This is a genomic window from Burkholderia sp. WP42 (assembly GCF_000745665.1).
GTDB lineage: Bacteria > Pseudomonadota > Gammaproteobacteria > Burkholderiales > Burkholderiaceae > Burkholderia > Burkholderia vietnamiensis.
Genome location: NZ_JQJT01000027.1, coordinates 54,133 through 66,533 on the forward strand (window position 1 = coordinate 54,133; position 12,401 = coordinate 66,533).

General features: G+C 69.5%; 12 protein-coding genes. 6 read left to right on the plus strand and 6 right to left on the minus strand.

The genetic code is table 11. The features are described from left to right. Positions 1–235 precede the first annotated feature (235 nt). Together EX20_RS18345 and EX20_RS18350 are read right to left on the minus strand one after the other, a co-directional pair. A complete protein-coding gene (locus EX20_RS18345) occupies positions 236–1,114 on the minus strand; it encodes a KPN_02809 family neutral zinc metallopeptidase (protein WP_034194287.1) in 879 nt (292 codons plus the stop codon). A 778-nt stretch (positions 1,115–1,892) separates the two neighbouring features. Beyond that, positions 1,893–2,873, minus strand: a complete 981-nt coding sequence (locus tag EX20_RS18350) for an NAD-dependent epimerase/dehydratase family protein (protein ID WP_034194288.1) — start codon at positions 2,871–2,873, stop codon at positions 1,893–1,895. Positions 2,874–2,972: 99 nt separating this feature from the next. Between EX20_RS18350 and EX20_RS18355 the strand changes: the two genes are divergently transcribed. After that, complete coding sequence (locus EX20_RS18355; protein ID WP_034194289.1) at positions 2,973–3,872, plus strand: LysR family transcriptional regulator; 900 nt, start codon at positions 2,973–2,975, stop codon at positions 3,870–3,872. Between the two features lie 448 nt (positions 3,873–4,320). Here EX20_RS18355 and EX20_RS18365 read toward each other — a convergent pair whose 3' ends face one another. Beyond that, positions 4,321–5,193 (minus strand): LysR family transcriptional regulator, encoded by an 873-nt coding sequence (locus tag EX20_RS18365; protein WP_011882568.1) that lies wholly within the window; start codon positions 5,191–5,193, stop codon positions 4,321–4,323. 158 nt (positions 5,194–5,351) lie between these two features. Here EX20_RS18365 and EX20_RS18370 point away from each other — a divergent pair, with 158 nt between their 5' ends. Next, positions 5,352–6,818: an MFS transporter gene (locus EX20_RS18370; RefSeq protein WP_034194291.1), complete on the plus strand. Its 1,467-nt coding sequence runs from the start codon at positions 5,352–5,354 to the stop codon at positions 6,816–6,818. Positions 6,819–6,892: 74 nt separating this feature from the next. On the opposite strand, the gene EX20_RS18375 is transcribed toward EX20_RS18370, so the two are convergent. Further along, complete coding sequence (locus EX20_RS18375) at positions 6,893–7,090, minus strand: oxidoreductase-like domain-containing protein (RefSeq protein WP_034194292.1); 198 nt, start codon at positions 7,088–7,090, stop codon at positions 6,893–6,895. Between the two features lie 174 nt (positions 7,091–7,264). After that, a complete protein-coding gene (locus EX20_RS18380) occupies positions 7,265–7,978 on the minus strand; it encodes an SDR family NAD(P)-dependent oxidoreductase (protein WP_034194293.1) in 714 nt (237 codons plus the stop codon). Between the two features lie 287 nt (positions 7,979–8,265). On the opposite strand from EX20_RS18380, the gene EX20_RS18385 reads away from it, so the two are divergent. Then, entirely contained in the window at positions 8,266–8,943 is a 678-nt protein-coding gene (locus EX20_RS18385) for a dihydrodipicolinate reductase C-terminal domain-containing protein (protein WP_011882572.1), read from the plus strand. Here the strand turns inward: EX20_RS18385 and EX20_RS18390 are convergent. Beyond that, positions 8,921–9,274, minus strand: coding sequence for a MoaF N-terminal domain-containing protein (locus EX20_RS18390; protein ID WP_051974447.1), 354 nt, complete (start codon positions 9,272–9,274; stop codon positions 8,921–8,923). The two genes, EX20_RS18385 and EX20_RS18390, sit on opposite strands and share 23 nt — an antisense overlap. A 287-nt stretch (positions 9,275–9,561) precedes the next feature. On the opposite strand from EX20_RS18390, the gene EX20_RS18395 reads away from it, so the two are divergent. The 3 genes from EX20_RS18395 to EX20_RS18405 all read left to right on the plus strand — a co-directional run bounded on the left by EX20_RS18395 (position 9,562) and on the right by EX20_RS18405 (position 12,355). Beyond that, the gene (locus EX20_RS18395; protein WP_034194294.1) at positions 9,562–10,356 is read left to right on the plus strand and encodes an AraC family transcriptional regulator; all 795 of its coding nucleotides are present in this window, start codon (positions 9,562–9,564) and stop codon (positions 10,354–10,356) included. Between the two features lie 358 nt (positions 10,357–10,714). After that, positions 10,715–11,656 (plus strand): DMT family transporter, encoded by a 942-nt coding sequence (locus EX20_RS18400; protein ID WP_034194325.1) that lies wholly within the window; start codon positions 10,715–10,717, stop codon positions 11,654–11,656. Positions 11,657–11,806: 150 nt separating this feature from the next. Further along, positions 11,807–12,355, plus strand: a complete 549-nt coding sequence (locus tag EX20_RS18405) for a hypothetical protein (protein WP_034194326.1) — start codon at positions 11,807–11,809, stop codon at positions 12,353–12,355. Positions 12,356–12,401: the final 46 nt, after the last annotated feature.

The window sequence follows — 12,401 nt, forward strand, 5'->3', positions numbered from 1 at the left end:
CGTCGATCTGAAGCGACCGCCATTGTTCACGTCGATCGTTACGGATTGATGGCAGCTGGACGGCGCAGGACGAGAGACGGTGTGTCAGCGAGAGATCGCGGCCGGGTTGGCGCGCGCGTGCGGATCGCGATGGCGCCGGCCGCCGCCGTGTCGCAATTCGTGATGGACGAGCCGCCGCACCGGCGGCCCGGCGATGCGCGTGCCGCTGCGCGCTGGGCCGCGTCGGCGTCGGCGGCTATCGGTTCGGGTTCGCGGCGAACGTGTCGCAGGCGCTCACCTGACCCGACTCCATCCCGCGCCGCAGCCAGTACACGCGCTGCTCGCTGGTGCCGTGCGTGAAGCTCTCCGGCACGACGTAGCCCTGGCTCTGCTGCTGCAGCCGGTCGTCGCCGATCGCGGCGGCCGCCTTCAGCCCCTGCTCGAAATCGCCGGGCTCCATCAGGTGCTGGTTCGCGCGCTGCGCGTTGTTCGCCCACACGCCCGCGAAGCAGTCGGCCTGCAGTTCCATCCGCACCGACAGCGCGTTCGCGCGCGTCTGGCTCGAACGCCGGCGCGCGGCATCGACCTTGTCCGAAATGCCGAGCAGGTTCTGCACGTGATGGCCGACTTCGTGGGCGATCACGTAGGCCTGCGCAAAATCGCCGCCCGCACCGAAGCGCTTGCGCAATTCGTCATAGAAGCCGAGGTCGATGTACACCTTGCGGTCGGCCGGACAATAGAACGGGCCCATCGCGGTCTGGCCGGTGCCGCACGCGGTCGGCGTCGAATTCGTGAACATCACCAGCTTCGGCGGCTCGTATTGCGCATGCAGCTGCGTGCTGAACACACCCGTCCACGTGCGCTCGATATTTCCGAGCACCTTGCGCGTGAACAACGCGCCCGCATCGTTCGCCGGCGCGCCCTGATGCTGCGTGGGCGCCGGCTGCGTCTGCTGCTCGCGGCCCTGCAACGCCGACGCGCCTTGCAGCACGACGCGCGGATCGATCCCGAAGAAATACGATACGGCCAGCGCGACCACGATCGTGCCGATGCCGATCGTCGCGCGCCCGCCGCCGAAGCCGCCGCCGCGTCGATCCTCGACGTTCACGCTTTCTCTTTCGTCGTCCAGCCTCATTGCTGGCTCCTCCCTGTCTTGTCGAATCCGTGCCGTTCGCGCAACGGGCAGTGCGCCGCCGTTGCACGAGGCTTCGGCGCACGCGATGCAGGTGCATCGGCTGTGAGTTGGCGGCAGCGGCGCTGTCGGCGGTTGCGCGCTGTGCGGCGCGCCGCCGGGTGTTGGCGATGGCGTCTGCACTGGCCTTGGCACCGGCCTTCGCGCTATTTTGCCGGGGCTTTTACGACTTGTCGCAAAAATACGGAGGATAGAGCGATTCGGTGCAGGACATCGTCAGCCTTTGCAAAATGGCGCGTCTGGCCGCCGGTCAGGCCGGCAGCGGCAGCCCGCTTGGATCGTGCGGGCGATCGCATTCATCCTTTCCGCGGATGCCGGCGTACGACCGCGCCGCGTACGGTGACGAGGCAAGGCATCTTTGCGGAGCAACGCATGAGCTATGTGCGTCCCCGCATGATTGCGGTCACCGGCGCGGGTGCCGGCATCGGCGCTGCGCGTGTTCGCCGCTTCGCCGCGAGGGGCGACCGCGTCGTTCGTAGCCGGTGCGCCGCGCGTCGCCGATGGCGGCGCATGGATCGTGGACGTGTCGACGCTCGCGTTCGAATACGCCTACCGCACCTGGATGCGCGCCGCGCGTTCGGTCGGCGCGGGGTGGCAGCTGTTCACGGGGTGCGTGGGGTTCGTTATGTCCGTTCGCTCGATCGGTTCGCTCGGTGCCGCACGTTCGTCTGTTCTCCGTATTCGGCGCCTTCCTCGCGTGGCCTCCGACCGCCGCCTCCGTTCACGACAAGCAGCCGAGCCCCGCCAGCGTCGTCTCCACCGCTGTGTCGAGCGGCGTCAGTGGTTCGCGCCCCAGCACCGCGGTCAGCCGCGCGTTCTCCATCCGCAGCGGTTCGCGCCACAGATACCGCATCTCGAGCATCTCGCGCATCGTCGTGACGAATGGCGCCGCGGCCCATACGAGCCACCAGGGGAACTGCCGGATCGTCGGCCGCAACCCGTGCCGCTGCGCCACGCGACGGACGGCCTGCGCCAGCTGCATGCCGTCCGCGTCCCAGTGGCCGCCGAGATGGAAACGCGCGAATGGCTCCAGCGCATCGCGCCGCTCGAGCAGTTCGACCATCGTGCGCGCGACATCCGGCAGGTATGCCCATTGATGGCCGACGCCCGGCCGCCCCGGGACGCTGATCGCCGTGACCGGACGCCCCGCCTTCACCATGCCCTGCCCGAACCAGTTGTTGCCCGCGCGGGGACCGAAAAAATCGCCGGCCCGCACGACGATCGTGCGCACGCGGTTCGCCGTCGCCGCCTGCAACCGCCGCTCCATCTCGACGCGGATCGCGCCCTTGCGCGTCACCGGCCGCTGCGGCGCGTCCTCGTGCAGCAGCGCAAACGCGTCCGGACCGAAGTTGTAGACCGTACCGGGCAGCACGATCGTCGCCTGCTCGCGGGTGGCCGCCGCGATCGTGTTGTCGAGCATCGGCAGCACCTGCGTCGACCAGTTCCGGTAACCGGGCGGGTTCACCGCGTGCACCAGCACGCTGCAGCCGCGTGCCGCACGAAGCACCGCGTCGCGGTCGAGCGCGTCGCCGCGCACCCATCCGATGCCGTCGCGCTCCACGCTCGCGGCGTCGAGACTGCGGCTCAACGCGCGCACCTGCCAGCCGGCATCGCGCAATTGCCGCGCGACCTCGCCGCCGATTCCGCCGCTCGCGCCAAGCACGAGTACCTGCCGTTGTGTCCCCGCTGCGCCTGCCGTCATGACCGCCCTCCGTGATCGAACCGTTGTCGGTCGCCATTCTCGGCCGGAGCGGGCTAATAATGAATTGCTGAGCCTGAGCGATCGGCTATACATTTATGCATGACCACCGATCTGAACTGGGAACGCTACCGCACCTTCCTCGCCGTGCTGACGGAAGGGTCGCTGTCGGGCGCGGCGCGCGCGCTCGGCATCACGCAGCCGACGGCCGGGCGTCACGTCGCGGCGCTCGAGGCCGCATTCGGCCAGACCTTGTTCACGCGATCGCCGTCGGGGCTTCTCCCGACCGAGGCGGCCGTGGCGCTGCGCGGTCACGCGGAGGCGCTGCGCAGTGCGGCCGCCGCGTTCGAGCGCGCGGCCGCGAGCCACGGCGCCGGCGTGCGCGGGATCGTCCGCATTTCGGCGAGCGACGTGATCGCGGTCGAAGTGCTGCCGCCGATGCTCGCGCAATTGCACCGCGACCATCCGGGGCTCGTGATCGAACTGGTCTCGACTGACCGCATCCAGGACGTGCTGAACCGCGAAGCCGATATTGCGGTGCGCATGGCGCCGCCCGCGCAGGACGCGCTCGTCGCGCGGCGCATCGGCGCGATCGAGGTCGCGCTGCATGCGCGCGACGACTATCTCGCGCGCAACGGCGCGCCGTCGACGGTCGATGAGCTCGCGCGTCACGCGCTGATCGGTTTCGATACGGTGACGCCGTTCATTCGCGCGGCCGGCCGCGCGATGCCGCAGTGGAAGCGCGACGCGTTCGCGCTGCGCACCGACAGCAATCTCGCGCAACTGGCGATGATCCGTGCGGGGTACGGGATCGGTTTCTGTCAGAGCGCGCTCGCCAGGCGCGATGCGCGGCTCGTTCGCGTGCTGCCGGATACGCCCGCGCTCGCGTTGGAGACCTGGGTGGTCATGCACGAGGATCTGCGCACGAGCCCGCGCTGTCGCGTCGTGTTCGACGCGCTCGCGAACGGGCTGCGCGGGTATGCCGAGGGGGGCGGCGAGTAGAGTTCTTCGATGCTGCGGTACGCGTGAATGGCTGGGCGGGTGGTGCGATGCGTGCGGCGGGCGACGGAGCGGCTATTTGCGATGTGGGGCTGCGGGTGTTGATGTCGAGGGATTGGGCTGCGGGCGCCGCTTCGACTACTCCGGTTGCTCCGGTTGCTCCGGTTGCTCCGGTTGCTCCGGTTGCTCCGGTTGCTCCGGTTGCTCCGGTTGCTTCGGTTGCTTCGGTTGCTTCGGCCGCTTCGACCGCTTCGACCGCTTCGACCGCTTCGACCGCTCCGGCTGCTCCGGCTGCTCCGGCCGCTTCGACCGCTCCGGCTGCTTCGACCGCTCCGGCTGCTTCGACCGCTCCGGCTGCTTCGACCGCTCCGGCTGCTTCGACCGCTTCAGCTTGGCAAGCAGCACATCGCGATACACGTCGAGCGCGGCGACGCCCTCACCCGCCCCGACGTCACATCAGCAGTTGTCGCGACAGCACCTCACGCGCCTGCGTCACCGTCTCGCGTTCGCCGGGCATCGGCGGCGTCAGAGAAAAGACCGCGTCGGGCAGCGCCGGCAGCCGGTATTTCGCCCCGAGCCGCACGAGGCCTTCGCCGATCGAAGACGCGCACAGGCAGCCGACGCCCAGCCCGGCCGCGAGCAACGACTGCAGCCCGGCGACGCCCGACGCGCTGTGCACGAGCCCGTACGGCACCTGCTGTTCATCGAGCGAGCGCACGGCGATCTGATGCATCATGCAGTCGTCCGGCAGCAGCACGAGCGGCAGCGGCTGCGGAAGCTGTTCGGCCAGCGCCGGCGCCGCGACCCACGACAGCGGCTCGCGCCGCAACACCCAGCGCGTATCGGCCGACGCAGGCCGGAACGGCCCGCGCGACAGGTGCATCACGACGCCGAGATCGATCTGCCCGCGCGCATGGGCCGCTTCGATGTCCATGCTCTTCATTGCGCTCACGTGCAGCCTCAGCTGCGGGTAGCATTCGCGCAATCGCGCGAGCAGGCCCGCCACTTCGTGCGTGCGGTAGTAGTCGGTGATCGCGACGCGCAACTCGCCCTTGATCGCCTGACCGCGCACCTCGTCGAACGCCGCCTCGTTCAACGCGACGATGCGCCGCGCATGTTGCAGCAGACGCGCGCCGGCCGGCGTCGGCTCGACGCCGCGCTTGCTGCGTACGAACAACGACATGCCGGCGCGCGATTCGAGCTTGCGCACCTGCTCGCTGACCGTCGACTGCGACAAGTGCAGCAACGGCGCGGCCGCACTCAGACTGCCGGCGTCCGCGACCGCCGCGAACGTGCGCAACTGATCCAGATCGAAACCTCGCATCACGTACCCCATCCATCGAATAACCCGATGGATGCTACCACCAATTCACGCTTTTCCGAACCATGGACGATGGTCAGAATGTCGGTCAACCGCCGCGTCGCTCCATTTCGGCACCACCCGACATGCCGCGCGGCCCTCATTCTTTCGGACTTTCGTTCATGACCGACAACACACTCGCCCGTTGCGCCGCAGCCCCGGCCGGGACTGCGGCCGCAGCACCGGCACGCAGCCATCACGGCTGGGCTCTCGTCGTGCTGCTGATCGGCGCCATCCTGCCGCCGCTCGACTACTTCATCGTCAATCTCGCACTGCCGGCCATCCGCGACGGCATCGGCGCGCGGCCGGCCGAGCTGCAACTCGTCGTGTCGGCGTATGCATGCGCGAACGCGGTCGTGCAGATCACGGGCGGGCGCCTCGGCGACCTGTACGGCCGCAAGCGGATGTTCATGACCGGGATGGCGGGCTTCGTCGTGGCGTCCGCGCTGTGCGGGCTGGCCGACAGCGGCGCGGTGCTGGTCGGCGGTCGCGTGTTGCAGGGGCTGTTCGCGGCGATCCTCGCGCCGCAGGTACTCGCGACGATCCGCAGCGTGTTCAGCCCGCACGAGCAGGTGCGCGTGATGGGCTTCTACGGTTTCGTGTTCGGGCTTGCGGCCGTGATCGGTCAGCTCGGCGGCGGCGTGCTGATCGCGCTGCATCCGTTCGGTCTCGGCTGGCGCGCGATCTTCCTGGTCAATGTGCCGATCGGGATCCTCGCGCTGCTCGGCAGTTGGCGCTTCATTCCCGAAAGCAGGCCGCCGCGCGGCCAGCGCATCGACGTCCCCGGCACGGCGCTGCTGTCGCTGTTCCTGCTGATGCTCGTCTATCCGCTCACGCATGGGCGCGAAGCCGGCTGGCCGCTGTGGATGGTCGCGTGCGTGGCCGGCGCGGTGCCGATGCTCGGCGCGCTGCTCGCGGTCGAAACGCGCCAGCTCGCCGGTGGACGCGACCCGTTGCTCGACGTGCGGCTGCTGCGCAATCCGGTCATCGCGCTCGGCCTCACGCTCGCGTTCCTGTTCTACATGCTCAGCGCGTTTTTCCTGAGTTACGGCATTTATCTGCAGGGATGCCTGAACTGGTCGGCGCTGCAGTCTGGGCTCGCGATCCTGCCGCTCGGCGTCGGCTTCCTGGCAAGCCCGTTGCTGATGCCGCGGCTCGTCGGCAGGTTCGGCGGCCATCGCGTACTCACGCTGGGCTTCGCGATGCTCGCGGCCGGCGTCGCGACGGCCGCCGCGCTGGCCAGCGAACACGCGCCCGGGCCGGGCTTTCATGCGGGGATCGCCGCGATCGGCATCGGGCAAGGCCTCGTACTGCCTTCGGTCGTGCGGATCGTGCTCGCGGAAGTCGACGCCGCGCGCGCCGGCGTCGCGTCCGGCATGGTGACGGCGATGCTGCAGATCGGTGCGGCGGTCGGCGCGGCGGCGCTCGGTGGCCTGTTCTTCGCGCGGCTCGGCGCGCGACCGGCGCCGCCCGCCTACGTGCACGCGTTCAGCGCGACGATGTGGGCGCTGACGGCAGTGTTCCTCGCGTGCGTCGTGTTGTCGGCAGCATTGGGGCCGCTGCAGCGGCGGACGCAGGCGCGCGCGTGACGGTCAGCGGCGCAGCATCGCCGGCCGCGACATGACGAACGCGGTGCACGAGCGAGCCGTTGCGAGCGGCCCGCTCACGATTGCGGCTTGGGCGGCGCGTGACGCGCTTCCCATTCGGCGAGCTCGGCGCGATAGCGCGCAAGCGCTTCGTCGTACAGGTCGAAGACGCACGGCGAGCAGCCGCTGTTGCAGCAGTCTTCCAGTTCAGGTTGTTCGGGCGGGATGGGACGCGGATCGTCGGCGGGCGCATCCGCAGCGTCAGGCTTGGTCACGGCTTCGGTCGGTTGATGTCGAACGCGGAGTATAAGGCGATGGCCGGCTGCACGCAGGCTCACGCATGCACGCAGCGTCTCGCCGGCACATCGGCCGGCAGGCGTCGCGCGCGGTGGCGCGTGCGCTTACGCCTGCCGTGATGCCGAAGCCGAATGCGCTCGCGTGTCGCGTCGCTACGCGACCCGCCCGCTCACCGGGATCGATGCGCCGGTGAGCGCCTGCGCGTCGTCCGACAGCAGAAAGCCGATCGTCGCCGCGAGCTGTTCGGGCCGCACCCAGCGCGAGAAGTCCGCATCCGGCATGTCGGCGCGGTTCGGCGGCGTGTCGATGATGCTCGGCAGCAGCGCGTTCACCGTGACGCCGCGATCGAGCAGTTCCGCGGCCAGCGCCTCGGTGAGCCGCGCGACGCCAGCCTTCGCGGCCGCGTATGCGCCCATTCCGGCGCCGGCCTTCGACGCGGCGCCCGCGCCGATGTTGACGATGCGGCCGGCGCCGCTCGCGATCAGATACGGCAGCGCGGCCTTCGACGCGTTCAACGCCGTCTTCACGTTCAGGTCGTACATGCGGTCCCAGGTGGCTGCATCGCCGTCGGCGATCGTCTGCCACACGAACGCGCCGGCGATGTTCAGCAGCGCGTCGACCTTGCCGAATTCGCGATTGACCGTTTCCAGCGCACGCACGGCGGCCTGCGGATCGACGAGATCGATGCCGCCGATGCGCAGCGCGTCGGCCGGTATGTCGGGCAATGCCTGTGGCTCGGGCGCCAGGCCGCGGCCGATCAGCGCGACGCGGGCGCCGCGCCCGCCGAGCCATGCGGCCGTGGCGACGCCCAGATGGCCGAATCCGCCGGTGATCGCAACGGCCTTGCCTTGCAGGTCGTGTTCCATCGATATGTTCTCCTTGGTCTATGCGAGTTGAATGATGCCTGTCGAATGATGCGCGGTGCGCGATCGATGCAGGCGCTACGCGCGATCCGGCGCGTAGCTGAGGACCGCCGGGCGGCCTCGACACCTCCGCGCGATCGGGCAGCCACGTCGGCGCACGCACCGAGCCGCTCGGCATGCGGGCATAATGCGCGAAGCCGCTGCGCCGCACGGCGCACCGCGGCCGCGTCGGGCGCGAGAGCGCCGCGTCCGGCCCGCACGGCACCACTCCAACCTCACGCGCCCATTCCATGCAAGTACTCGTCGTCGGCACCGGCAAACTGGCCGCCGAACTGCTCGCGTCGCACCGACTCGATCCCGCCGCCTGTGACGTGATCGCGTGGCCGCAGCGCACGCGCCCCGATACCCGCGCGATCGTCGTGCATGCGGGCTCGGGCCGCGAGCTGCCCGCCGTGATCGCCTTCTGCGATGCAACCGGCTCGCCGCTCGTCGAGCTGTCCACCGGCTCCGCGCTCGAAACCGGATCGTACGACTTCCCCGTCGTGCTGTGCCCGAACACCAACATCCTGATGCTGAAGTTCATGAGCATGCTCGACACCAGCGGCCATCTGTTTCGCGACTGCCGCATCAGCGTGACGGAGTCGCATCAGGCGAGCAAGACGTCCGTGCCCGGCACCGCGGTCGGCATCGCCCGGTCGCTCGGCGTGCCGGCGCATGATATCCGCTCGGTGCGCGACCCCGACGCGCAACGCGATGTCCTGCAGATTCCGGACGATCAGCTCGGCCGCCATGCATTCCATCGGGTCCGAATCGACGATGGCGCGTGCAGCCTCCAGTTCGAATCGCGCGTGTACGGCGCGTCGCCCTACGCGGACGGCGTGTCGCGAATCGTCGAGGCGGTGCGGCAGCACGCGCTCGAGCGGCGCCGGTACTCGGTCGTCGAGTTCATCCACAACGGCTGGCTGTAGCTGGGGCGGCGGGCGCGTCCGTGCGCTGTCGGCCGAGGCGACGGCGACGGCGGATCGATCGCGCGCAATCGCAGCCATCGCGGCGCGTCGGCATCGATTGGAGTGTGCCGGTCACCGATGTCCACACGTCGTTCGCAACGTCGATCACGACGCTCACGGAGGTCGCGCGCTCGGTGGGATCGACGTAGTCGACGAAGTACTGGTCCTCAAGCGGCCGCGTGACGCGGCACGGCGCGCGTCCGCCTGCGTCGCTCGCCGTGTCGCGCCATTGCAGCGCGCCGGCTTCGAACGTATTGGCGCGCCACACGTCCCGCGCGTCGGCAAGGGCCATGGCTGCCCGACGAGTGAGCGCACGGGCGCGAGTACGTTCGCGTGTGGCGCGAAGACTTCCGCGAGCGCGCCGACCTGAAGGAATACCGGGTGCCGTCGTAGCAATTGCTTTCTCCCGCACAGCTTCCGGCCCGGCGGGCCGTCTACGCTGCTCATGTGTACATGGTGCACGTTGCGTGTGCCGCGCGGTATCGGCCGAACGGATGAGGGACGCGCGATACGGGAACGCGCTAAAGTGCATTTGATCCGCGTCGCGGCGGAGCGAGGAGCGAGGAGCGAGGAGCGAGCATGCACCGTGTCACGCATTACCGACGAACCGACGAAGGCATCGAGGCGATCAGCCTTGATTCCGATCGCTCGTTTCCGCGGCACGCACACGACGAATTCGGCGTCGGCGTGATCGTCAGCGGCGCACACAGGTCGTGGAGCGGCCGCGGGCAGGTCGACGCTCTGGCCGGCGACGCAATCATGGTGAATCCCGGTGAGATGCACGACGGCATGCCGATCGATGCGGGCACCGGTCGCCGCTGGCGAATGCTGTACCTCGCGCCCGCACTGGTTGCCGGCATAGCGGCGGAAGAAGGCATCGGCGGTGTGGAACTCGCGAACCCGGCCGTGCGCGACGAGCAGCTCGTAGCCGCGTTCGCTCGGCTGCATGCGCGGGTCGTCGCGGGCAACGCGCCGCCTCTCGCACGCGACGAAGCGCTCGTGATGCTGGTGGCCGCGCTGCTCGCGCGGCATTCGAATCGCACGCTGCGGGCTGCGTGCGTCGCGCCGGCGATCCGCGCCGCGCGGGAACGGCTCGACGCGGCGCCAGCCGAACCGGCATCGCTTGCGGAACTGGCCGGGCTCGGCGGCGTGAGCCGCTTCCAGTTGTTGCGCGGGTTCACGCGCGAGCTGGGCGTCACGCCGCACGCGTATCTGATGCAGTCGCGCACGCGGCTCGCGCGTGCGCTGCTTGCGAGCGGCCGGCCGATCGCGGATGCCGCGGCCGAAGCCGGCTTCGCCGACCAGAGTCATCTGACGCGCGCGTTCGCGCGCCAGTTCGGGATCACGCCGGGGCGATTCCTGCAGGCGGGATGACGCTCCGCGCGATAGCGCGGGCGGTGCTGGCGATGCGTCGGTAGCAATGATCGCCGCCGAGCGGTGATGGCGGTAGCGGCAGTACTCACGATCGCTGTCGCTGTCGTAGCCGAAATAGCAATCGCAGTCGAAGCCGAAGCCGAAGCCCCAGTCGAAGCCAAAGTCGAATTCCCAGTTGTAGCGCAGCGGCAGTCGTAGTCGCAATCGCAATCACGGTCACGGTCCCGATCGCAGTCACGCCCGGCACACGATAATCACCCTCCCCGCACGACCACACCACCCGCCGCCCCTCACCGCCCGGAACCCCCCCGCAATTTCATTCAAGACGGCCGCATCGTCACCCGCGATGATGCGCCGCATGAACACACGACTGATCGGCTATCTCTATCTCACCGCCGCGATGGCGGGCGTCGGCAGCACCGTCATCGCGAGCCGCATCGCGGCCGGCGGCCTGCCGCCGTTCACCGCCACCGCGCTGCGCTTCCTGATCGCAACGCCGTTGCTGCTCGCGCTGATGCGCATCCAGCGCGCACGATGGCCGCGCGTGTCGACACGCGACGCGATCCTGCTGGTCGTCCAGGCGGCGGCCGGCGGCGTCGGCTACACGGTGCTGCTGATCGGCGGCACGAAACTGTCGTCGCCGATCGATGCGGGCGTGATGCTCGGCACGCTGCCGGCGATGTCGACCCTGATCGCGGCCGTCGTGCTGCGCGAGCGCCAGACGCCGCGCGACTGGTGCGCGGCCGCGCTCGCCACCGCCGGCGTGCTGACCGTCACGTTCGCGCCGGGTCACGCCATGCCGTCGCTGCGCACGCTCGCCGGCAACGCGCTGGTGCTGGCCGCCGTCGCATGCGAAGCCGTGTTCATCCTGCTGAACCGGCGGCTGTCGACGCCGCTGTCGCCGCTCGCGCTGTCTGCCGCGATGTCGGGGCTCGGCTTCGTGCTCGCCCTCGTGCCGGCCGCGTTCGAATGGCATGCGCTGGCGAGCGGCTGGACGCTCGGCGCCGTCGGCGCGATCGCGTATTACGCGCTGGTGCCGACCGTGCTCGGCTACGTGTGCTGGTACGCGGGTTCGGCGCGCACGAGCGGCACCGAAGCGGCGCTGTTCACCGCCGTCGCGCCGGTCTCGGCCGTGCTGTTCGCGGTGGCGCTGTTCGGTGAGACGCTCGGCGGCACGCAGCTACTCGGCGTTGCACTCGTCGTCGCGGCGATGCTCGTAGGCGCGACGCGGCGGCGTGATGCGACGACGCATCGACCGGCGGCGCAGGCGGACGCCTCCGCATCGCAGATCGCCGAGTGATGCGGTCCGCTGCGCATCCCGCGTGACCGGCCAACGGTAACGATTGTAGGAATGTGTCGGCGCGCGGCAAAACCGTTGCACCGCGTCGCGCAAGATGCAATATTCGCGTGGCTTGGCCATTCGACCACCACCGAACGCATACGCATCGCCATGAACAAGAAGGAAGCCAAAACACGCATCGCGGCGCTGTTGTCCGCGGGCGCGAGGAAAGCCGACGTGCTCGCCGAGCTGGCGGGCCACGGCCTCAAGGAACAGTTGCTCGCGCGCCTGATCGCGTCGCGCCCCGATCCCGAGCTGTGTCGGAGAAACCGCGTGCACACGCGCATCCTGGTCGGGCTGGGCGTCGCGCAGCTATTGATCAGCGTCGCGCTCGCCTACGTGTTCGCCGCCGGTGGGCTCGGCATCGGCGCGACGCTGCTGTTCGGCGCGCTGACCGTGTCGTTGTCGCTGCTGTTCATCTGGGGCTTCGCGACTCACCGCGTCGGCGCGTATCACGCGTTCATCGTTCTGTCGCTCCTGCAACTGCCGAAAACCATCGCCGCGCTCGGTCGCGATCCGTCCGCCGCCCTGCCGAGCCTCGCCGTCACCGTGATCCTGGTCGGCTACGTGTGGTTCGTCCGGAACCGGATGTTCCCCGACTTCGGCTGGTTTTCGCCGCGCAAGATCGACGGCCGCTACGCCTTCGTCGAAAGCGCCTGACGCCGCGTTCGGCGTGACGCGGCCTCTATCGCGGGCCGCAAAAAAA

Excerpts from the sequence above, each read along its gene's own strand:
- EX20_RS18365 (WP_011882568.1), bottom strand. The coding sequence starts at position 5,193 with ATGCGAGGTTTCGATCTGGATCAGTTGCGCACGTTCGCGGCGGTCGCG.
- EX20_RS18350 (WP_034194288.1), bottom strand. The coding sequence starts at position 2,873 with ATGACGGCAGGCGCAGCGGGGACACAACGGCAGGTACTCGTGCTTGGC.
- EX20_RS18390 (WP_051974447.1), bottom strand. The coding sequence starts at position 9,274 with ATGGCCCTTGCCGACGCGCGGGACGTGTGGCGCGCCAATACGTTCGAA.
- EX20_RS18385 (WP_011882572.1), top strand. The coding sequence starts at position 8,266 with ATGCAAGTACTCGTCGTCGGCACCGGCAAACTGGCCGCCGAACTGCTC.
- EX20_RS18345 (WP_034194287.1), bottom strand. The coding sequence starts at position 1,114 with ATGAGGCTGGACGACGAAAGAGAAAGCGTGAACGTCGAGGATCGACGC.
- EX20_RS18400 (WP_034194325.1), top strand. The coding sequence starts at position 10,715 with ATGAACACACGACTGATCGGCTATCTCTATCTCACCGCCGCGATGGCG.
- EX20_RS18395 (WP_034194294.1), top strand. The coding sequence starts at position 9,562 with ATGCACCGTGTCACGCATTACCGACGAACCGACGAAGGCATCGAGGCG.
- EX20_RS18370 (WP_034194291.1), top strand. The coding sequence starts at position 5,352 with ATGACCGACAACACACTCGCCCGTTGCGCCGCAGCCCCGGCCGGGACT.
- EX20_RS18405 (WP_034194326.1), top strand. The coding sequence starts at position 11,807 with ATGAACAAGAAGGAAGCCAAAACACGCATCGCGGCGCTGTTGTCCGCG.
- EX20_RS18355 (WP_034194289.1), top strand. The coding sequence starts at position 2,973 with ATGACCACCGATCTGAACTGGGAACGCTACCGCACCTTCCTCGCCGTG.
- EX20_RS18380 (WP_034194293.1), bottom strand. The coding sequence starts at position 7,978 with ATGGAACACGACCTGCAAGGCAAGGCCGTTGCGATCACCGGCGGATTC.